This window comes from Amycolatopsis sp. lyj-346 (assembly GCF_046548975.1).
In the GTDB taxonomy this organism is placed as follows: domain Bacteria; phylum Actinomycetota; class Actinomycetes; order Mycobacteriales; family Pseudonocardiaceae; genus Amycolatopsis.
Window position 1 is genome coordinate 144,648 of the sequence record NZ_JAJPWT010000020.1, and the last position, 19,517, is coordinate 164,164.

Here is a 19,517-nt window from a genome sequence, read left to right on the forward strand (position 1 = left end):
GTTCACCGGCCGGCGGCCAGCACGGCCGCGAGGCCCTCGCGCAGGTCGTCGACGAAGTACCCGGGCACCTCGAGCGACGGGAAGTGCCCGCCGGCTTCGGGTGCCCGCCAGCGGACGATCTGCCGGTACCGCTGCTGCGCCCACGGCCGCGGGCACTTCTCGATGTCGCGGGGGTACATGGTGATCGCCGCGGGGACGTCGACCCGGAGTCCGGGGTCGAGCGAATTGTGGCTTTCGTAGTAGATGCGGGCGGCCGATGCGCCGGTCCGCGTCAGCCAGTACAGGGTGACGTCGTCGAGAACGCGATCCCGGGAAATCCGTTCGAACGGGCTGTCTTCGGTGTCCGACCACTCGGCGAACTTGTCGAGGATCCAGGCGAGGAGCCCGACCGGGGAGTCGACGAGCGAGTAGCCGATGGTCTGCGGCCGGGTCGCCTGCTGCTTCGCGTACGCCGCGCGGTGGTGCCAGAAATCGCGGGTTTCCCCGGCCCACCGGCGTTCGGTCGCCGTCAGGCCGTCCGCCGTCAGCCCGGGCGGTCCTTCCGCGAACGTGCTGTGGATGCCGAGCACGTGGTCCGGGAACCGGCCGCCGAGCACCGTGGTGATGTTGCCGCCCCAGTCGCCGCCGTAGGCGGCGAACCGGTCGTAGCCGAGCCTGCCCATCAGCTCCACCCAGGCGGCCGCGATCTTTTCGGTGCCCCACCCGGTGGTGGCCGGCTTGTCGCTGTACCCGAAGCCGGGCAGCGAGGGAGCCACGACGTGGAACGCCGGCGCCTCGGCGTCTTCCGGGTCGGCCAGCTCGGCCACGACGTCGACGAACTCGGCAATGCTGCCCGGCCAGCCGTGCGTCATGAGCAGGGGAGTGGCATCCGGACGCGTGGATCGGCGGTGCAGGAAGTGGATGCCCAGCCCGTCGATGGTCGTGCGGAACTGGCCGATCTCCTCGAGGCGGGCTTCGAACGACCGCCAGTCGTATCCGGTGCGCCAGTAGTCCACGACGTCGACGAGGTCGGCGAGGGGAACGCCCTGGTCCCATCGGCGACGGGTCGTCTCGGCTTCCGGAAGCCGCGCGGCGGCCAGCCGGGCGCGCAGCTCGTCGAGGTCGGCGTCGGAGGCGTGGGCTTCGAAGGCGTGGACGTCGCTGCTGGGACGGGGCATGAGACCTCCTGGTCATCGCGAACCGGCTTAGCTGGTTCTAACACGGCGTCACGCCGACGTGCAACCGGCTAAGGTGGTTCCATGCCTGCTGGGTTCCCCGACTTCCGCCTCGGTAGCGTGCTGGCCACCAGCTTCACGGCGACTCTGACGGAGCGCCGGGGCGACGCCGTGGAGCGCATTCCGACGCCGCAGCGGCTCGCCGACTGGCTGGCGGTGAGCGGCCTCGCCGTGGACTCCTGCACCCCCGCCCAGCTCGACCTCGCCCGGGCACTGAGGGAGTCGATCCACGCCGCCGCGACGGCGGCCGCGACCCAGGAGAAGCTCCCGGCGTCGGCGGTCCGGATCATCAACGAGCGCAGCAGCGAGGGCCGGGCCGCGGCCGTCCTGACACCCGCGGGCGAGCGGCGATGGCGGATCGGCAGCGTGGAAGACGCGCTCGGCGTGATCGCCGCCGACGCGATCGGCATCCTCGCCGGCGAACGGGACGGGAGGCTGGCCTTGTGCGCCTCGCCGACGTGTCAAGCGGCGTTCTTCGACACCAGTCAGAGCCGCACCCGCCGGTGGTGCGACATGAACACGTGCGGGAACCGCCAGAAGAAGGCGCGCTTCATCGCCAACCAGCGCAAGAAGCCGTGATCGCGGGCCGGGTGCGTCCCGGCCCGCGGTGGTTCAGTCCAGGGGCAGGTTGAGCAGCGCGTTCTCGATCAGCTCCGGCATCGCCGGGTGGATCCAGTACTGGCCGCGGGCCATGCTCCGCGCGTCGAGGCCGAAGCTCATCGCCTGGATGAGCGGCTGGATCACCGACGACGCCTGCGGGCCGATGATGTGCGCGCCGAGCAGCTGCCCGGTCGCCGGGTCGGCCAGGAGCTTCGCGAAGCCCGTGGTGTCCTCCATCGCCCAGCCGTACGCGATCCCGGCGTAGTCCTGCTTCGAGACCACATAGGACACGCCGAGCTCGCGGGCCTTCTGCTCGGTGAGCCCGACCGACGCGACCTGCGGGTGCGTGAAGACCGCGTGCGGCACGAACCGGTGGTCGGCGGTGATCCGCTCGTCCGGGTGCAGGAGGTTGTGCTGCACCACCCGGCCTTCGTGGTTCGCCACGTGCTTGAGCTCGTGCGGCGACGACAGGTCGCCGAGGGCGTAGATGCCTTCGACCACGGTCTCCTGGTGGTCGTCGACCACGACGTGCCCACTGTCCGTTGTGGTCACGCCGGTGGCGGCGACGTCGAGGAGGTCGGAGTTCGGCTTCCGGCCGGTGGCGATGAGCAGCACGTCGCCCTCGACGGTTTCGGCGCCCTGCGGTCCTTCGAGGTCCAGCGCGACGCCGCCCTCGGTCTTGCGCGCCCGCACGGTCTTGCGGTCGAGGCGGACGTCGAACCGCTCGGCGGCCAGCTCGGTGAAGCGCGCGCTGACGTCCTCGTCCTCCGAGCGCAGCAGCCGCCCGGAGCGGTTGACCAGCGTGACCTGCACGCCGAAGGAGGCGAAGACGTGCGCGAACTCGGCCGCGATGTACCCGCCGCCGAGGATGACGATGCGGGCGGGCAGCTCGTCGAGCCGCATCACGGTGTCGGAGGTGTGGTACTCGACGCCGTCCAGGCCCGGGATCTCGGGGATGACCGGACGGCCGCCCGCGGCGAGCACGAACCTGTCGGCGGTCAGCACCTCGTCGGGGCGCCCGTCGGCGAAGCCGACCCGCAGCTCCTTGTGGCCGGTGAAGCGGCCGGCGCCCTCGTAGACGTCGACGTTCGCGTTGTCCTCGTGGCTGCGGCGGTACTCCGCGCCGCCCTGGGCGATCGGGTCGATCCGGCCGAAGATCCGGTCCCGGACGTCACGCCAGCGCACGCCCTTCAGCTCTTCGTCGACGCCGTACTTGGCGCTGTGCGAAGGCGTGTACGCCACGTCGGCGGCGTACACGAACATCTTCGTCGGGATGCAGCCCACGTTCAGGCAGGTGCCGCCGAAGGTGCCCTTCTCCACGATCGCCGTCTTCTGGCCGGCGAAATCCGGGCCGAGGATGGAGTTCCCCGATCCCGTCCCGACGATCACCAGGTCGTAGTGGGGCACTGCATCCTCCGCGGGGTCGGTCCGGTCGGTCCACCCTAGCCAACCGCGCCGCGAAGGCGGGTGTTCCCGGCTGTGCCCAACGTCGTAATCACGCGGTCAACGGCCGGTGGCGGTGAAGTGCATCCGGTCGACGTACGCCGAAGCGTGGCCGTCGAAGCCCCAGAAGGACATCGTCAGGAGGTCTTTGCCGGAAGTGCCCGGTTCACCAGTTCGGGTGGCGTCGGCTCGGTCTCGCCGAAGCCGTGCGGGCGGCGGGGCAGTGGCCGGGCACCCACCTGCCAGGTGACGGCGCGGTCGCTGTGCTTGGCAGAAGCGGCCCGGGGCGGAGACCACCCGTTCCAGTGACACCGTTTTGGGCCCCCTCGGCTTAGGGTATTGAGCGCACGTCGTTCACGCACCGGAGTTGTCCGGGTGCCGAGTGCTTAGCTCCGTGCTGCGTCGAAAAGGGGAAGACCCATGTCCGTGAAGTCCCGCCGATCCCTGCTGTTCGTGAGCGGCGTGCTCCTCGCGGTCGCCGCGGTCGCCGTCCCGGTCGTGGTGGGCACGGCGGCGGCGGATCCGGGTGCGGCCGGTTCGGGGAACCAGGCGCGGATCGTCGGCGGCAACAAGGCTTCCCTGGCCGACCACCCGTACACGGTGTACCTGACCGACGCGGGTGGCAACCAGTTCTGCGGCGCGGTGATCGTCAGCTCCACGGCGGTGGCGACGGCCGCCCACTGCGCCAAAGCGGTGGCCAAGCAGGACATCCGCGTGGTGGCCGGCCGCGAGGACAAGCGCACGGCCGCAGGCGAGGTCCTCGGCGTCTCGAGGGTCTGGGTCAACCCGGGCTACACCGACCCGACGAAGGGCGGCGACCTCGCGGTGCTGACCGTCCGCGGCCAGCTCGGCTACCGGCCCGCGAAGCTGCCCGGCAGCGGTGACGCGGGGCTGTACGCCACGGGCACCCAGGCGACGGTGCTCGGCTGGGGCCGCATCGCCGACGGTGGCGCCCGTTCCGACTACCTGCGCAGTGCCCAGGTCCCGGTGGTGTCGGACAGCGAATGCCGCGCCGGCTACGACGTCTACGACCAGCGGACCATGGTGTGCGCGGGCTACGCCCAGGGCGGCGTCGACGCCTGCCAGGGCGACTCCGGCGGCCCGCTCGTCGTGGGGGACACGCTGATCGGCATCGTCTCCTTCGGCGACGGCTGCGCGAAGGCGAACAGCCCGGGCGTCTACACGCGCGTCTCGAAGTACGCCGAAGACATCGAGGCCCAGGCCCAGCCCCGTCTCCTCGGCTGAGCGTGCTAAGCAGGGGTATGCCGACCCTGCACGACGCGACCGGTCCCGAGCTGACCGCCGCCCAGCTGCACGACATCCTCCGCCTGCGCGTCGACGTGTTCGTCGTGGAGCAGAAGGCCGCGTACCCGGAACTCGACGGCCGCGACCTGCTGCCGGACACCCGCCACCTGTGGTTCGAGGACGCCGGAGTGGTCCTGGCGTACCTGCGTGTCCTGCTCGACCCGGGCGGCATCTGCCGCATCGGCCGCGTGGTGACGGCCGCCCCCGCCCGCGGCACCGGCCTGGCGGCCCGCCTGATGGACGCGGCCCTGACCATCCCGGGCGAGTACGTCCTCGACGCCCAGACCTACGTCCAGGGCTTCTACGCCCGCTACGGCTTCGTCGCCGAAGGCCCGGAATACACCGACGACGACGGAATCCCCCACATCAAGATGCGCCGCCGCCCGTAAAGCCCGCCCAATCACGCGAGCCGACCGTCCAGGTACGCGAGCCGACTGTTCCGGGACGGCTCAGGCGATCGCGCCGCGCGGGGCCGTCGCGGTGATCACCTTCACCGCCCGGTCCACGTCGGCCTCCGTGAGGTCGGCTCGCGCGGTCAGCCGTAGCCGCGAGATGCCGTCCGGTACCGACGGCGGCCGGAAGCAGCCGACGCGGATGCCCTGTTCCGCGCACGCCGCGGCCCACGCCACCGCCGTCTCCGCGGACGGCGCCTGCACCGAGATCACGGCGGCGTCGGGCGCACTCGCCGTCAACCCGGCCGCCTTCAACGACATCGCCAGGTTGCCCGCGTTTTCGAGCACCTTCCCCGCCAGTCCCGGGTCTTCCTTCAGCGCGTGCAACGCCGCCAACGCGGCCGCGGCGCTCGCGGGCGCCAGCGCGGTGTCGAAGATGAAGCTGCGTGCCGTGTCGATCAGGTGCTTGATCACCCGGCGCGGCCCGACCACCGCGCCGCCCTGAGCGCCGAGGGACTTCGACAGCGTCAACGTCGTGACGACGTCGGGCGCGCCCGACAGCCCGGCCGCGTGGACCGCGCCGCGGCCGCCTTCGCCCAGGACGCCGAAGCCGTGCGCGTCGTCCACCAGCAGCGCCGCGCCGTGCGAACGGCAGATCCCGGCCAGCTCCTCGAGCGGGGCGAGGTCGCCGTCGACGGAGAACACCGAGTCGGTCACCACCAGCGCCCGCGGCTTGCGCCGGGTCGACAGCGCGTGCTTGATCGCCGACGGCGTCGAGTGCGCGACCGCGGCGACGTCGGCTCGCGAGAGCCGGCAGCCCTCGATCAGCGACGCGTGGATGTACTTGTCGGTGACGATCGCGGACTCGGCTCCGGACAGCGCCGTCACCGCACCGAGGTTCGCGGTGAAGCCGGAGGAGAACACGAGCGCCGCCTGCGCGCCGCAGAACCGGGCGAGCTCGAGCTCCAGCTCGGTGTGCAGTTCCGTCGACCCGGTGACCAGCCGCGACCCGGTGGACCCGGCCCCCCAGCGCAGCGCGGCGGCCGCGGCGGCCCCGGCGACGCGCTTGTCGCGGGCCAGCCCGAGGTAGTCGTTGCCGGCCAGGTCCAGCTCGTCGGCCCGCGCGGGCCGCGGCCGCAGCTGCCGCACGAGTCCCGCGTTCGCCCGCTTCTCCGCCTCGACGTCGAGCCAGTCGAAAACCTCGTCGGGCGGGGGCGTCGGCGGCGTAGTCACGTCCCGCAGTCTCCCATCCGGGACTCGAAGGTCCGCCAAGCGGGCCTGGAAACGCCGGAAGCCCCGGACCAGGTGGTCCGGGGCTTCCGAAGAGAAACGATCAGCTGTCGTAGCCGCGACGCGGGCCACGGCTCGGGCGGCCGTAGCCACCGCCGTTGCCCGAGCGGGGCTGACGGGCGCGGCCGCCGAAGCCGCCGGGACGGCCTTCGCGCGAACCCTGGCCGGCACCGCCGCGGTCGCCGCCGCGGTCACGGTCGCCGTAGCTGCGCTCGCCGCCACGGCTGTAACCGCCACGGTCGCCGCCGCGGAAGCCGCCGCCGCCGCGACGCGGGCTCTCGCGCCGGCGCTCGACGACCGGCTCGCCGCTGGGCTCGCGGGCACCGGTGATGCGGGACAGCTCGGCGTCGCCCGGACGGACCGTGGTCGACTCCGCGCGCACGCCGGCGCGGTCGGTCAGCCGGCGGACCATGCGGCGCTGGTCGTGCGTCGCCACCGTGACGACGACGCCGGACGCCCCGGCGCGCGCCGTGCGGCCCGCGCGGTGCAGGTAGTCCTTGTGGTCGGCCGCCGGGTCGACGTGCAGCACCAGCGAGATGTCGTCGACGTGGATGCCGCGCGCGGCGACGTCCGTGGCGACCAGCACCGGGGTGTGGCCTTCCTTGAAGTCGGCGAGGACGCGGTTGCGCTGCCCCTGCGTCTTGCCGCCGTGCAGCGCCGCCGCGTTCACGCCCTGCTCGCGCAGGCGCTCCGCGAGGCGGTCGACGTGGTGCTTGGTGCGCACGAACATGATCGTGCGGCCCTCGCGGGCGCCGATCTGCGTGATGACGTCCTGCTTGTCCTGGTGCGAGACCTGGAGCACGTGGTGGTCCATGGTCGTCACGCTCGCGGTCGACGGCGCGACCGAGTGGGTGACCGGGTCGGTCAGGTACTGCCGCACGAGGCGGTTGACGTCACCGTCGAGCGTCGCGGAGAACAGCAGCCGCTGCCCGCTCTGCGGGGTGAGGTCCATGATCTCGCGGACCTGCGGCATGAAGCCCATGTCCGCCATCTGGTCGGCCTCGTCTAGGGCGATGAAGTTGCAGTCGCCCAGGTGCGCGGTGCCCTGCCGGACGTGGTCCGACAGCCGGCCCGGGGTGGCGATCAGCAGGTCGACGCCGCGGGACAGGGCGTCCGCCTGGCGGGCGAAGGCCATGCCGCCGACGGCTGTGCGGCACCACAGGTTGAGCGACCTGGCCAGCGGGGTGAGCGAGTCGGCGACCTGCATGGCCAGCTCGCGGGTCGGAACGAGGATCAGCGCGCGGGGGCGCTTCGGACGGGCCTTGCCGTCGGCGAGCCGGGCCAGCATGGCCAGGCCGAAGGCGAGGGTCTTGCCGGAGCCGGTCTGGGCGCGGCCCAGCACGTCGCGGCCGGCCAGTGCGTCCGGGATGGTGGCGGACTGGATCGGGAACGGGCTGTTGATGCCGGCCTCGGCCAGCGCGCGGAGCAGCGGCTCCGGCAGGCCCAGCTCGGCGAAGGTCTTGGTGGCCACGAGCTCGACCGCGTCGTCGCGGAGCATGTCCCCACCGGCCGGGCGGGTGCGCGGCTTGCGGTCGGGACGGCCCGCGTGAGCGGACGTCGAGGAAGGGCCGGAGTTGAACGTGACGGTCACAAATGCCTCTCGGACGTGGTTCGTCGCAAGGGAGGCCCGGGCAGCCCGCGCGCAGCAGGGCAAGATGGTGTGCGATGGGCGTTCACAGGGACGGACCCGGCACACCGTGTCATCGCTTGCCGACACTGCGCGCCGCTTGGGTTACGGATCACCGCGAGCCAATCGGTGGCTCTGGAGGCGACGGACACCAACTCATCCACGCCGCCGGTTGCGGTCTGTACTTACTGTACCCGAACCGGAGCTGAGACTACTCATCGAGGTCACCGGTTGTGGGCGGCGTCGCAGTCGTGGCCCACGCCACCGCCGCGACGCCGCCCCGCGATCACCCCAGACCGGCGGCGGAAACGAGCTCCGCCAGCAGTTCTCCGGTCTTCGTGACGTGCTCGCCGAGGCCGCGGCCGTGGAACCAGCCGGCCAGGTTGCGCACGTCCCGCGCCAGGAACTCGACGCCGCCCGGGTTGGCGACGACGTCGACGACCTGGGGCAGGTCGATCACCATCAGCCTGCCCCGGTGCACCAGCAGGTTGTACGCCGAGAGGTCGCCGTGCGCGAGCCCCTCGGAGGCGAGCAGCTCGAGCGCGGCGGTGGCCTGGAACCACAGGTCCTTCAGCTCGTCCGGGTCCGGGCGGACCTGGGCCAGCCGGGGCGCGGCGGTGCCGTCGTCCTCGCCGAGGAATTCGAGCAGCAGTTCCGTTCCCTCGCGCTGCACCGGGTAGGGCACCGGCGCGCCGAGCGTCCACAGGCGACTCAGCGCGGCGAACTCCGCGACCGCCCACTGTTCGGCGATGAGGTTGCGGCCGAACGCGCTGCGCTGCGTCATCGCCCGCATCTCGCGGGACCGGCGCATCCGCCGCCCTTCGAGGTAGCCCGCGTCGCGGTGGAACAGCTTGTGTTCGTCGCTGCGGTAGCGCTTCGCGGCGAGCAGCGTGCCCGGCGTGCCGGGCAGCCCGCGCCGCAGGAGGTGGACGTCGGCTTCCTTGCCGGTCTTGAGGACGCCGAGGTCGGTGTCGACCGCGGCGAGCTCGGTGACGACCCAGTCCGGCCGGGGGAGCGGGCCGTGTTCGGCGTCGTCCCAGGTGGACCAGCGATCGGCGCCGTCGGGCAGCTGGTTTTCGGTGTAGGCGTCGTCGCGCAGTTTCGCGAGGCGGACGCGTTCGGCTTCGGTCAGCCGTCCGCTGCGGGTGGGTTCGGGTTCGTCGAACCGGGCGCGGCGCCGCGCCCGCGCCGGGCGGCGGGAAGGCTGGTCGTCGAACAGGTCGAAATCTTCGAAGTCGTGCTGGCGCACTGGTGGGTTTCTCCTTGGTCAGGGATGCCCCACCGGGCGCGTGGTCAGCCTCGGGGGGCGGGTGGGTGAGGGCGCGAAAGGGCCCGGACAGTCATCACGACAGGCACCTCCCGTTCTCACGCACCGGCTCCCTGCCGGCTGCGCTCAGCTTGCCGGACCGGTCACTCTCCGCGCAACCGAATAGCGCGAACGGTCCATTCGTGACGTTTCCTTGAACTCGCCCCAGTGCCGTGGTCACGATGAACGGGCAGGCCGGACGAGGAGGGCGGCGGATGAACAGCTACGACGTGGTGATCGTCGGCGGCGGGCACAACGGCCTGGTGGCGGCCGCGTACCTGGCGCGGGCGGGCCGGTCGGTGCTCGTGCTCGAACGGCGGGGTGAGACCGGTGGCGCCGCCGTCTCGTTCCGCGCGTTCGAAGGCGTGGACGTCCGGCTTTCGCGCTACTCGTACCTGGTCAGCCTGCTGCCGAAGAAGATCGTGGCCGACCTCGGCCTCGACGTGGAGCTGCGACGGCGCCGGATGTCGTCCTACACCCCGTCGGGCGGCACCGGTCTCCTCGTCGACAACGACGACGCCGTCCGGACGGCGTCGTCGTTCCGGGCGGTCACCGGGTCCACATCGGACTACTCGGCCTGGCGGCGGTTCTACGAGCTGACCGGGCGCGTCGCCGGGCGCGCGTTCGGGACGCTCACCGAGCCACTGCTGTCCGAAGTGGACTTCCGCGAGCGCGTCGGCGACGCCGAAGCGTGGTCGTTGCTGTTCGAACGGCCGATCGGCGAAGCGCTCACGTCGTGGTTCGGCCACGACACGGTGCGCGGCGTGGTGCTCACCGACGCGCTGATCGGCACGTTCGCCCCGGCGGACGGCGAGGACCTGCGGCAGAACCGGTGCCTGCTCTACCACGTGATCGGCAACGGCACCGGCGACTGGGACGTCCCGGTCGGCGGCATGGGCGCGGTCACCCGTTCGCTCGCGGCGGTGGCGTCCGCGGCGGGCGCGCGCCTGGTGACCGGCGCGGAGGTGCTCGCGATCGACCCGGACGGCGAGGTGCGCTACCGGCGTGACGACGCCGAGCTCGTCGTCCGGGGCGGGCACGTCCTGGCGAACGTCGCGCCGTCGACGCTCGCGCGGCTGCTGGGCGAGGAGCCGGCGGACCGCCCGGAAGGCGCGCAGCTGAAGGTGAACATGGTGCTGACGCGGCTGCCGAGGCTGCGTGATCCGGACGTCGACCCGGCTGAGGCGTTCGGCGGCACCTTCCACGTCAACGAGACTTTCGCCCAGCTGGAGACCGCGTACCGCGAAGCGGCGGCGGGCCGGATCCCCACGCTGCCACCGTGCGAAATCTACTGCCACTCGTTGACGGATCCGTCGATCCTCGGTCCGGCCGAACGCGCGGCCGGCACGCACACCCTCACCCTGTTCGGCCTGCACATGCCGGCCCGCCTCTTCGAGGGGCGCAACGAAGAGGCCCGCGAAGCGGCGTTGCGCGCGACGCTGGCTTCGCTGAACAGCGTGCTGGCCGAGCCGATCGAGGACTGCCTGCTGACCGCGCCGGACGGCAGGCCCTGTGTGGAAGCGAAGACCCCGCTGGACCTGGAAGCCGAACTGGGCCTGCCGGCGGGGCACATCTTCCACCGGGACCTGTCGTGGCCGTTCGCGGAAGATCCGGCCGAGGCCGGCCGCTGGGGCGTCGAGACGGCGCACGAACGCATCCTGCTGTGTGGTGCGGGAGCCGCGAGAGGAGGTGGTGTGAGCGGCATTCCCGGCCACAACGCGGCCATGGCGGTCCTCGGCGCCGGGTGATCCGGGTATCGCACCAATCATTTGCTGTCACTTTGCGGAGCGGCTTTGAAAGTTTCGCGGGATCGCGCGCTTCTTTGAAAGTTTCCTGGTGATTGCACTCTTTTGTCGCAAGCCGTGGACATGTGTCGCTTGACACTGCGAGTCGATCCCGCTTATCGTTCTGTTCGAACCGGTTCGAACAGAATGTCCATAGTGGACATTTACATTTCGGCGGCCCCGGCGGTAGTGGCGATGGGTCCGATGATCGGTGTATCCCCGTAGACGCGACACCCGCGAAAGGGATTTCTTGATGCGTCAGAACAACCCTCGCACGCTATTCCGGCGCTTCGCCCGCGCAGCGCTGGCCGGCGCCACCCTCCTCGCGGTCATCGACACGGTACAACCCGCCGCCGCAGGACAGCCGGCCGTCGCAACACCGTCGGCCCCCGCGCCCGCGGCTGACGCCGCGATCGCCTCGGTCGACCTGGCCGGAACGTGGAGTTTCACGCCGGCGGGTCGAGGGACGACCTCGATCACCGTGCCCGGCGGCGGCTGGTACAAGCAGGGCTTCACCGACGTGAACGAGGCCGTGTACTCGCGCACCATCACCGTGCCCGACTCGGGTCAGCCGCAGTCGACGTGGATCGAGTTCGGGGCGGTCAACCACCAGGCGACGCTGTCCGTCGACGGCCGGGTGGTGGCGACGCAGACCACGGCGTTCACGCCGTCGAATTTCGACATCTCCGCCTTCGCGGCCCCCGGTAGCACCCACACGTTCAGCGTCGCCGTGAAGGGCCGCGGCGCGTTGAAGGCATCGAACGGCCGGTACCTGGTGCCCGACGCCGCCACGTGGTCCGAGGCGGTCCCGCAGGGCATCTTCGGGTCCGCGTTCCTGCGGGTGTACCCGGCGGTGTACGTCAGCGACACGTTCGTGCGTACGTCGGTGGCGAACAAGACGCTGAGCTACGACGTGACGGTGCGGAACACGTCGGGCAGTTCCCGGTCGGTGACGTTGACCGGGTCGCTGTCGTCCAAGAACGGAACGGCTTTCAGCTACCCGGAGCTGCCCAGCCGTACGGTCACCGTGGCGGCCCGCTCGACCGTGACCGTGACCGTCGGGCCGGTCGCGTGGAACCTCGACAGCACCTCGTACTGGTGGCCCAACGTGCCGTACCGGTCGGGGTACCGGGCGCAGCTGCACGGGCTGACGGTGCATGCCGTCACCGACGACGGCCGGACGAGCGACGCCGAGTACCGGTTCGGGTTCCGGGAGGCCACCCAGAACGGTGACTACTACTACCTCAACGGCGTGCGCGCGAACTTCCGCGGCGACAACCTCCAGGGCGCTGACTACGACCGGATCAACAACGGCGGCAAGGGCGACGCGTACCACACCCTGCCCGGCTTCCTGCCTCCGTCGCCGGGCAACGGCGGCTGGCCGCAGGCGGTGGACAACTACCAGCGGCTGAACTACAACGTGGTGCGCATCCACCAGGAGCCCGGGAGCCCGTACATGTTGGATGTCGCCGACGAGATGGGCCTGATGATCATCGACGAGGTCGCGATTCGCGGCTCCCAATCCGCGCAGGAGTGGAGGGACTCCGTCGGGCACGACAACATGGTCAACCACGCCCGTGCGCTGGTCCTGCGTGACCGCAACCACCCCGCGATCATCCGCTGGAGCCAGAACAACGAGCCGAACCAGAGCGGCCAGGATTCCGAACAGTTCGAGAAGGACCTGTACGCGGCGATGAACGGCGCCGACGGCACCCGGCCGATCATTGTCGAGGTGGGCGTCGGCAACAATGTCAGCCTCTACCCCGGGATGACGTACGCCAACTTCGCGGTGATCCCGCACTACGTCGACGGCTTCGGCAGGTATGGGGAGGGCCTGGTCAGCGTGAACGGGCGGCCCGACGGCGAGGGCGAGTTCATCTGGCCGGCATGCAACACCAAGCAGGGCTTCGAGTGGTTCGCCACGGCAACGCTGGCCAAGCGCGGCAAGGGCGCCACCGACCTGCGTCCGTACACGCTGCTGTCCGCCTGGGCCAGCGTCATTCCCGGAGTGCGCACCGGCGACTTCGTCCCGGAGGAGGGCGGTCGCCCCATCTACGGCGTGGACAACCTCCCGGACCCCTGGAGCAACCCGCAGATCCAGCGCGTGCAGGCGGCGTTCAACCCGGTGGCCGCGGTCGACCTGCCGTTCTGGTCGGCCTCCGGCAACTCGGACTCCAACGGCACCTTCCCCCTGCCGCAGGCCGTGCCCAACTACGCCCGGAATGCCGCGGTCACCCGCAACATCACCGTCTTCAACGACGACTTCGCCGACACGTCGGTGGGCTTCACCTGGACGGCGCGGCTCGACGCGCCGGACGGCGCGGTCGTCGCGTCCGGAAGCACGACCCTGACCGTCCCGCTCGGCTCGCGGGTCACCCAGCCGGTGTCCTTCACCACCCCGGCCACCGGCAACCGCGTGTACCTGCAGCTGTCGACCACGAAGTCCGGTAGGCCCGTCTTCACCGACGCGGTGGAGTACTTCAACCTCGGCGGAAGCGGCGGAGACGGACCCGCACCGGGCACCTACCGCATCGTCAACCGCAACAGCGGCAAGCCGCTCGCCGTCGCGGGCAACTCCACCGCGGACGGTGCCAAGGTGGTCCAGCAGAGCGGCACCGCCACCTGGACCGTCGCCACGACCTCCGACGGCTCCTACACCCTCCAGTACGTCCCGAGCGGAAAGGTGCTCGACGTCAACGCCAACAGCAGCACGGCCGGGCTGCAACTGCAGCAGTGGACGGCCAACGGCGGTACCAACCAGAGGTGGTACCTGCGGTCCACCGGCAACGGCTACTACACCATCGCCAGCCACGACAGCGGACTGGTGGCGGACGTCTCCGGCGCGGCGACGAGCGACGGGGCGCAGGTCGTGCAGTGGGCCGCCAACGGCGGGGCCAACCAGCAGTGGCAACTGAACCGGACCTGAGGCGGAACCGGTGCGGCGCCGGTGGTCGGCCCCTCGGTGGTGAGGGTCTAGACCACCGGCGCGCGGCGGACGTCGTAGAGGTCCCAGTCCAGCTGCCAGAACGCGTCGATGCCGTGCTCGCGGATGTACTTCCGCTCGGTGTCGTGCACCGGGTAGCAGCCCGCGATGCTGATCGGCGGGCCACCGATGTCGATCAGCGTGTACTGGTGCGCGTCGAGGCCCGCGGGCGCCGAAACGGCGAACGCCGTCATCGACGACTCCGGGGCGATCGGCCGGCCGAAGTCGATGGTGTCGCCGTAGACGAACGGGCACGTGCCGCGCAGCTGCTCGGCCAGGTAGCCGATGGCCAGCGCCCAGACCGGGTCGTCGGACCGGACGCTGATCCACAGCTCCGGCCGGACGCCGTGCCAGTCCGGGTGATCGGCCAGGGAAAGGCCGTAGGTCGCGCCGGTCAGGTAGCGCGGCTCGGGCTCGCCGGCGTAGACGAACGCGATGACGTCGTCGAGCCCGGGCTGCGTCGACGGGATGGGCTGCAGCCGGGGCGCGGAGGACCCCGTCAGGGTGTCGAGATGGGCGAAATACCGCTCGGCACGACTCGGCATGGCGCGCAGCATACGACCGGCCGGGTGTCGGTGTCCGGTTATCCCGGTGGGTCGGGCGCGGCAAGTTCGGGCAGGGTGGGGAGCATGCGAGTGCTCGTGATCGGCAGCGGAATCGGCGGCGCGGCGACGGCCTGGCACCTCGCCGGCCGCGGTGCGGAAGTGGTCGTGGCGGACGCGGCCAGGCCGGGAACGGCGACCGAGGCCGGCGCCGGCATCGTCAGCCCCTGGACATCCCGCCGGGACGACGCGCTGTACCCGCTGGCGGCGGCGGCCGGCCGGTACTACCGGGAGTTCACCGCGGAGCTCGAAGGTTCGTCGTTCGAGGTGGTCGGCGGCATGGTGGTCTCGGCCGACGACGCGGAGCTGGCCGAAGTGCACGAGCGGCTGACGTCGCGGGCCGTGGACGCGCCCGAGATCGGCGAGGTCCGGCGCCTCGACCCGGCGCAGGCCCGCGAGCTGTTCCCGGCACTGGCGCCCGGGCTGGGCGCGGTGCACCTGGCCGGCGCCGGCCGCGTCGACGGCCACCGGCTGCGCCGCGCGTTGCTGGCGGCGGCCGAGCGCCGGGGCGCGAAGTTCGTCGAGGGCGAGGTCGCGTTCCGCGCGGACGGCACGGTGGCGAGCCCGGACGGCCCCCTGGAAGCGGACAGCGTCGTGGTGGCGGCCGGGGCGTGGAGCCGCGAACTGCTGGCCCCGTTGGGGATCGACCTGCCGGTGACGCCGCACCGCGGCCAGATCAGCCACTTCGACCTGCCGGGCACCGAAACCGCGGCGTGGCCGGTGGTCCTCCCGCGCAGCAGCCACTACCTCCTGGCTTTCGGCGGCGGCCGCGTGGTGGCGGGCGCGACCCGCGAGGCGGAGTCGGGCTTCGACTACCGCGTCACGGCGGCCGGGCAGCGCGAAGTGCTGGAGAACGCCCTGGCGGTGGCGCCGGGGCTCGCGGACGCGACGCTCGCGGAGACCCGTGTCGGTTTCCGCCCGGGGACGCCGGACGGGCTTCCGGTCCTGGGGTCGATCCGCCCGGGCCTGGCGGTGGCGACGGGCTTCGGCGCCGGCGGGCTGACGAACGCACCGTTCGCGGGGAAGCTGGTGGCGGCGGTGGCGCTGGGCGAGGACCCGGGCTTCGACCTGAGCCCGTTCGCCCCGGACCGGTTTCGAGGAGACGCTGGCGGGGCGCTCCGGATGGCAGTGGAAGGGGCCGTCAGCCCTCGGTGACGAGATCCAGTGCGTGGTCGCCGGTGCGCTCGACCACCAGGCCCGCCTTGGTGATCACCTTCACCAGCTGGTCCACAGTGGACGGTTCGGCGCGGGTGGCCGTCAGCACGCGGGCCAGGCGGCCCTTGTACGCCTTGTTGAAGTGGCTCACCGTCACGCGCTCGCCGCGGGCGTCCTCCGTCACCACGCGGACCGTCACCGCGTCCGGGCGCAGCTTGGCGAACGCCGAGTACGTGCCCGAACGCAGGTCCACGACCAGGCCCTCCAGCTGCTGCAGCACCGGCTCGAGGACCGGCTTCCACAGCCCGCGGACGGTGCCCAGCGCCGGCAGCGAGTTGCCGCCCGAGAGCCGGTACGCGGGGATCGGGTCGGTGGCCGACACCACGCCGAACAGCGACGACGTCACCGCCAGCCGCCGGTGCGCCTTCGCCAGGCCGGCCCTCGTGAAGCTCTTCACGTCCAGTGCGTCGTAGAGCACGCCGGTGTAGCGGCGCAGCGCCGGCATCGTCGGGGACGTCCACAGCTGCGCGTTGCGCGCGACCTCGCCCGCCTGCCGCTCGGTGAGGCCGAGGGCCGCGATGCTCGCCGGGACGTCGGCGGCCAGCTCGGCCAGCGCGTCGGCGACCTTCGCGCGCGTCGGGTTCAGCTCGGGGAACGACAGCGCGTCGAGGTCGAGCGGACCGCCGCGGCCGCCGTCGGCCTTGGTCTCTGAGGGGGGCAGGAGCACCAGCACGCCCTGAGGGTACTGCGCTGATCATTACCGATCCGGCCGGCAGCCACGGCGGAACAGGTGCCGGTGAGCGGGCAGCTCGCCGACCGTATCCGCCTGCTTTCGGCCGGATCGGTAATCGGGGTGCACGGACGCCGCCGTGCGGCCTAGCCTCCGGACATGGACCTGACCTGGCGCCCGTTGACCCTCGACGACGCTTCCGCCCTCGCCCGGCTGTACGCGGCGGCCGAGGAAGCCGACCGGACGGGGGAGCACTTCAGCGCGGAAGACCTCCGCGACGAGCTGGCCGCCCCCAACGTCGACCTGGCCCGCGCCACCACCGGTGCCTGGGCGGGCGACCGGCTCGTGGGCTACGGCCTGGCGCTGCGCCGCGCCACCGCCGACCCGGTGCACATGATCCGGCTCCAGTCGGTCGTGCACCCGGAGTACCGCAGCGACGCCGTCGGCACTCACCTGGTCGAGTGGTTTTCGCGCGCGAGCCGCGACGTCCACGAGCGCGCCTTCCCGGGCGCGCCGCTCGAACTGCACCACGGCAGCCACCAGAACGAGCGCTGGATCGCCGGCGTCCTCACCCGCGCGGGCTACACGCACGGCCGGACGATGGTCAACATGCGCGTCGGCCTCGCCGACCTGCCGCCGCAGCCCCCGCTGCCGGACGGCTTCGAAGCGGTGCCGTTCGACTTCGAGCACGACCTCGCCGCCCTCGACGCCCGCAACGACACCTTCGCCGACCACTGGGGCAGCACGAGCTACGAGCCCGGCACCTGGCGCCACCTGGTCACCGGCTCGAAGGACTTCCGCCCGGACCTGTCGTTCCTGGTTTTGGACGGCGACAAGGTGCTGGCGTTCGTGCTCAGCCACCACTACGCGTCCGAAACCGAGGCCACGGGCATCCGCGAGCACTACGCCACCTGGGTGGGAACGCGGGCGGCGTTGCGTGGCCGCGGTGTCGCATCCGGGTTGCTGGGGCACACGCTCAAGGCGGCCAAGGACGCGGGATTCGACCGGTCGGCCCTCAACGTCGACGTCGACAATGCGCACCGCGCGCTGGGTGTTTACGAACGGTGCGGATATCGCGTCGACGACGAATGGCACGTGTACGTGCTGTCCTGAAAATGGGACGCCCCACCGCCGATCGGGGAATGGACGGCATTCGTACCATCACGACATGAAGCCGACTTCCACCTCGCCCGGTTCGAGGGCATTGGCCGCTTCGCTGCGCGAAGTGCGAGTAGCGCGGGGAAAAGGGCTGCGCGAACTCGCGCGGATGGTGCGGATTCTGCCGCAGTTGCTGTCGGCGTGGGAAAAGGGACAGCGGGTGCCGCAGCCGGAGGACGTGGCGAGGCTGCTGGGGGCGCTGCGGGTCGACGACGTGACGTACGACCGCATGATGCGCCTGGCCAGGCACGCCCGCGACGACAACTGGCTGGATTCGAACCCGTCCGACCTGCCGCCCGCGCTGAGCGGGATCGTGGAGTACGAGCGCACCGCCACGAAGATCACGATGTGGTCGCTTGCGGTATTGCCGGGAATCCTGCAGACGCCGGATTACGCCCGAGTTGTGCTGAGCAATGCCGAGATTGGCATGGCGCAGGCCGATGCGATGCTTGTGGCGCGGTTGGAGCGCCAGCGGATCCTGGTGAAGCCGGAACCGGTCCGGCTGATCGCATTCCTCGGCGAAATGGCGGTCCGTGAGCAGATCGGCAGCGCCGACATCATGTCCGACCAGATGGATCATCTGACCGAGGTGGCCGGTCTGCCCAATGCCTCGCTGCGGATCGTGCCGCGGAACATCGGCTACCACCCCGGTCTGATCGGCCCGTTCGTCCTGTACGAGTTCGGTTCTCTGCCGCCCATCGTGCACCTGGAAAGCTCCCATGCCACCGCATTCCTCAACGATGAGGATGTTGTCCGCGACTACCGGCGCCAGGCTAAGATCTTGGCGAGCAGGGCGTTGAGCGAAGACGCCACCCGGGACCTGTTCCGGGAGGTCGCACGATAACCCGGGAGGCTGCCGCATGGAGAACGTCACCTGGCGCAAGTCGAGCTTCAGCGGCGGTCAGTCCGAGTGTGTCGAGGTGAAGCTCGACCGCTCGGTCGGCGTCCGGGACACGAAGGCCCGGGAGCACGGCGAACTGACCGTCTCGCGCGCCGCGTGGGCCGCTGCCGTCAGCTCCCTACGAGGTTGAGCAGCTCCTCGCCCTTCACGTACCTCCGCAGCTGCTCCGCGGCGAGCTTCTTCGCCCGCGGATAGAACGATGCCGACCCGCCCGCGATGTGCGGGGTGATCACCACCCCCGGCGCCGTCCACAGTGGATGGCCGGCGGGCAGTGGTTCCGGGTCCACGACGTCGAGCCCGGCGCGGAGGCGCCCGGTGCGGGTCTCGGCGACCAGCGCCTCCGTGTCGATCGCCGTGCCGCGGCCGACGTTGATCACCAGGGCGTCGTCGGGGAGGGCGGCGAGCTCGCCGGGGCCGATGAGGCCGCGGGTCGACGGCGTGTCCGGCAGGATCAGCACCACGATGTCGGCCTCGGGCAGCAACACCGGCAGTTCGGCGACGCCGTGGACGTCCTCGGCCGGGCGGGGACGGCTCGCCACCCGCGTGACCACGGCCTCGGCGGCGACCAGCTGGCGTTCGATCGCCTGCCCGATCGAGCCGTACCCGACCAGGAGGACCCGGCTGTCGGCCAGCGACCGCGTGTGTTCGCGGACCCACTCGCCGCGCGTCTGCTGCGCGAACCAGCGCGGCAGGTCCCGTTGCGCCGCGTGGATGAGCGCGAGGGCGTGCTCGGCGACGCTCAGGTCGTGCAGCCCGCGGCCGTTCGCCAGCCGGACGCCGCCGGGCAGCAGCGGCACGAGCGTCTCGACGCCGGCGGACAGCGCCTGCACCACCCGCAGCGACGGCAGCTCCTGGATCAGCTTCGGCGGCTCCGGCCCGCGGTCGTAGGGCAGCACGTAGAACTCGACGTCCCCGAGATCGGCCGGAGGGGCCTCGACGCCGTCGTAGCAGGCGGCGTCGATCCCCTCCGGCACGTCGATGTCGGTCCACGGCAGCAGTACGCGAGCGCTCATGCCGCCTTTTTACC

17 protein-coding genes are annotated in these 19,517 nt (G+C 71.5%); 9 read left to right on the plus strand and 8 right to left on the minus strand.

What is annotated here, in order from left to right:
* Positions 1-2: 2 nt before the first annotated feature.
* The gene (locus tag ACLJQE_RS39590; protein ID WP_410644764.1) at positions 3-1,157 is read right to left on the minus strand and encodes an epoxide hydrolase family protein; all 1,155 of its coding nucleotides are present in this window, start codon (positions 1,155-1,157) and stop codon (positions 3-5) included.
* 81 nt (positions 1,158-1,238) lie between these two features.
* Here ACLJQE_RS39590 and ACLJQE_RS39595 point away from each other — a divergent pair, with 81 nt between their 5' ends.
* Positions 1,239-1,793 (plus strand): CGNR zinc finger domain-containing protein, encoded by a 555-nt coding sequence (locus ACLJQE_RS39595; protein WP_410644765.1) that lies wholly within the window; start codon positions 1,239-1,241, stop codon positions 1,791-1,793.
* Positions 1,794-1,826: 33 nt separating this feature from the next.
* Here ACLJQE_RS39595 and ACLJQE_RS39600 read toward each other — a convergent pair whose 3' ends face one another.
* On the minus strand, positions 1,827-3,221 hold the full coding sequence (locus ACLJQE_RS39600; RefSeq protein WP_410644766.1) for a mycothione reductase: 1,395 nt from the start codon (positions 3,219-3,221) through the stop codon (positions 1,827-1,829).
* A 456-nt stretch (positions 3,222-3,677) separates the two neighbouring features.
* Here ACLJQE_RS39600 and ACLJQE_RS39605 point away from each other — a divergent pair, with 456 nt between their 5' ends.
* Together ACLJQE_RS39605 and ACLJQE_RS39610 are read left to right on the plus strand one after the other, a co-directional pair.
* Positions 3,678-4,502 carry a S1 family peptidase gene (locus tag ACLJQE_RS39605; protein WP_410644767.1) on the plus strand — a complete coding sequence of 275 codons (825 nt, stop codon included), beginning with the start codon at positions 3,678-3,680 and terminating at the stop codon, positions 4,500-4,502.
* A gap of 17 nt (positions 4,503-4,519) precedes the next feature.
* Entirely contained in the window at positions 4,520-4,951 is a 432-nt protein-coding gene (locus ACLJQE_RS39610; RefSeq protein ID WP_410644768.1) for a GNAT family N-acetyltransferase, read from the plus strand.
* A gap of 60 nt (positions 4,952-5,011) precedes the next feature.
* On the opposite strand, the gene ACLJQE_RS39615 is transcribed toward ACLJQE_RS39610, so the two are convergent.
* The 3 genes from ACLJQE_RS39615 to ACLJQE_RS39625 form a co-directional block, all read right to left on the minus strand.
* A complete protein-coding gene (locus ACLJQE_RS39615) occupies positions 5,012-6,187 on the minus strand; it encodes an 8-amino-7-oxononanoate synthase (RefSeq protein ID WP_410644769.1) in 1,176 nt (391 codons plus the stop codon).
* A gap of 100 nt (positions 6,188-6,287) precedes the next feature.
* Positions 6,288-7,835, minus strand: a complete 1,548-nt coding sequence (locus ACLJQE_RS39620) for a DEAD/DEAH box helicase (RefSeq protein ID WP_410644770.1) — start codon at positions 7,833-7,835, stop codon at positions 6,288-6,290.
* A 322-nt stretch (positions 7,836-8,157) separates the two neighbouring features.
* Positions 8,158-9,120 (minus strand): serine protein kinase RIO, encoded by a 963-nt coding sequence (locus tag ACLJQE_RS39625; RefSeq protein WP_410644771.1) that lies wholly within the window; start codon positions 9,118-9,120, stop codon positions 8,158-8,160.
* A 272-nt stretch (positions 9,121-9,392) separates the two neighbouring features.
* Here ACLJQE_RS39625 and ACLJQE_RS39630 point away from each other — a divergent pair, with 272 nt between their 5' ends.
* The gene (locus tag ACLJQE_RS39630; RefSeq protein WP_410644773.1) at positions 9,393-10,925 is read left to right on the plus strand and encodes a phytoene desaturase family protein; all 1,533 of its coding nucleotides are present in this window, start codon (positions 9,393-9,395) and stop codon (positions 10,923-10,925) included.
* Positions 10,926-11,214: 289 nt separating this feature from the next.
* The gene (locus ACLJQE_RS39635; RefSeq protein ID WP_410644774.1) at positions 11,215-13,887 is read left to right on the plus strand and encodes an RICIN domain-containing protein; all 2,673 of its coding nucleotides are present in this window, start codon (positions 11,215-11,217) and stop codon (positions 13,885-13,887) included.
* 47 nt (positions 13,888-13,934) lie between these two features.
* Here ACLJQE_RS39635 and ACLJQE_RS39640 read toward each other — a convergent pair whose 3' ends face one another.
* Positions 13,935-14,489, minus strand: a complete 555-nt coding sequence (locus ACLJQE_RS39640) for a suppressor of fused domain protein (RefSeq protein ID WP_410644775.1) — start codon at positions 14,487-14,489, stop codon at positions 13,935-13,937.
* Between the two features lie 84 nt (positions 14,490-14,573).
* Between ACLJQE_RS39640 and ACLJQE_RS39645 the strand changes: the two genes are divergently transcribed.
* Positions 14,574-15,701, plus strand: coding sequence for an NAD(P)/FAD-dependent oxidoreductase (locus ACLJQE_RS39645; RefSeq protein WP_410644776.1), 1,128 nt, complete (start codon positions 14,574-14,576; stop codon positions 15,699-15,701).
* Here ACLJQE_RS39645 and yaaA read toward each other — a convergent pair.
* The gene (gene yaaA, locus ACLJQE_RS39650; RefSeq protein WP_410644777.1) at positions 15,688-16,434 is read right to left on the minus strand and encodes a peroxide stress protein YaaA; all 747 of its coding nucleotides are present in this window, start codon (positions 16,432-16,434) and stop codon (positions 15,688-15,690) included. The two genes, ACLJQE_RS39645 and yaaA, sit on opposite strands and share 14 nt — an antisense overlap.
* Positions 16,435-16,590: 156 nt before the next feature.
* Here yaaA and ACLJQE_RS39655 point away from each other — a divergent pair, with 156 nt between their 5' ends.
* From ACLJQE_RS39655 to ACLJQE_RS39665, 3 genes are read left to right on the plus strand one after another with little or no spacing between them, the layout of a single operon-like run.
* Positions 16,591-17,544 carry a GNAT family N-acetyltransferase gene (locus ACLJQE_RS39655; protein ID WP_410644778.1) on the plus strand — a complete coding sequence of 318 codons (954 nt, stop codon included), beginning with the start codon at positions 16,591-16,593 and terminating at the stop codon, positions 17,542-17,544.
* A 55-nt stretch (positions 17,545-17,599) separates the two neighbouring features.
* A complete protein-coding gene (locus ACLJQE_RS39660) occupies positions 17,600-18,433 on the plus strand; it encodes a helix-turn-helix domain-containing protein (RefSeq protein WP_410644779.1) in 834 nt (277 codons plus the stop codon).
* A gap of 16 nt (positions 18,434-18,449) precedes the next feature.
* Positions 18,450-18,620 (plus strand): DUF397 domain-containing protein, encoded by a 171-nt coding sequence (locus ACLJQE_RS39665; RefSeq protein ID WP_410644780.1) that lies wholly within the window; start codon positions 18,450-18,452, stop codon positions 18,618-18,620.
* Here ACLJQE_RS39665 and ACLJQE_RS39670 read toward each other — a convergent pair.
* Positions 18,601-19,503: a 2-hydroxyacid dehydrogenase gene (locus tag ACLJQE_RS39670; RefSeq protein WP_410644781.1), complete on the minus strand. Its 903-nt coding sequence runs from the start codon at positions 19,501-19,503 to the stop codon at positions 18,601-18,603. The two genes, ACLJQE_RS39665 and ACLJQE_RS39670, sit on opposite strands and share 20 nt — an antisense overlap.
* Positions 19,504-19,517: the final 14 nt, after the last annotated feature.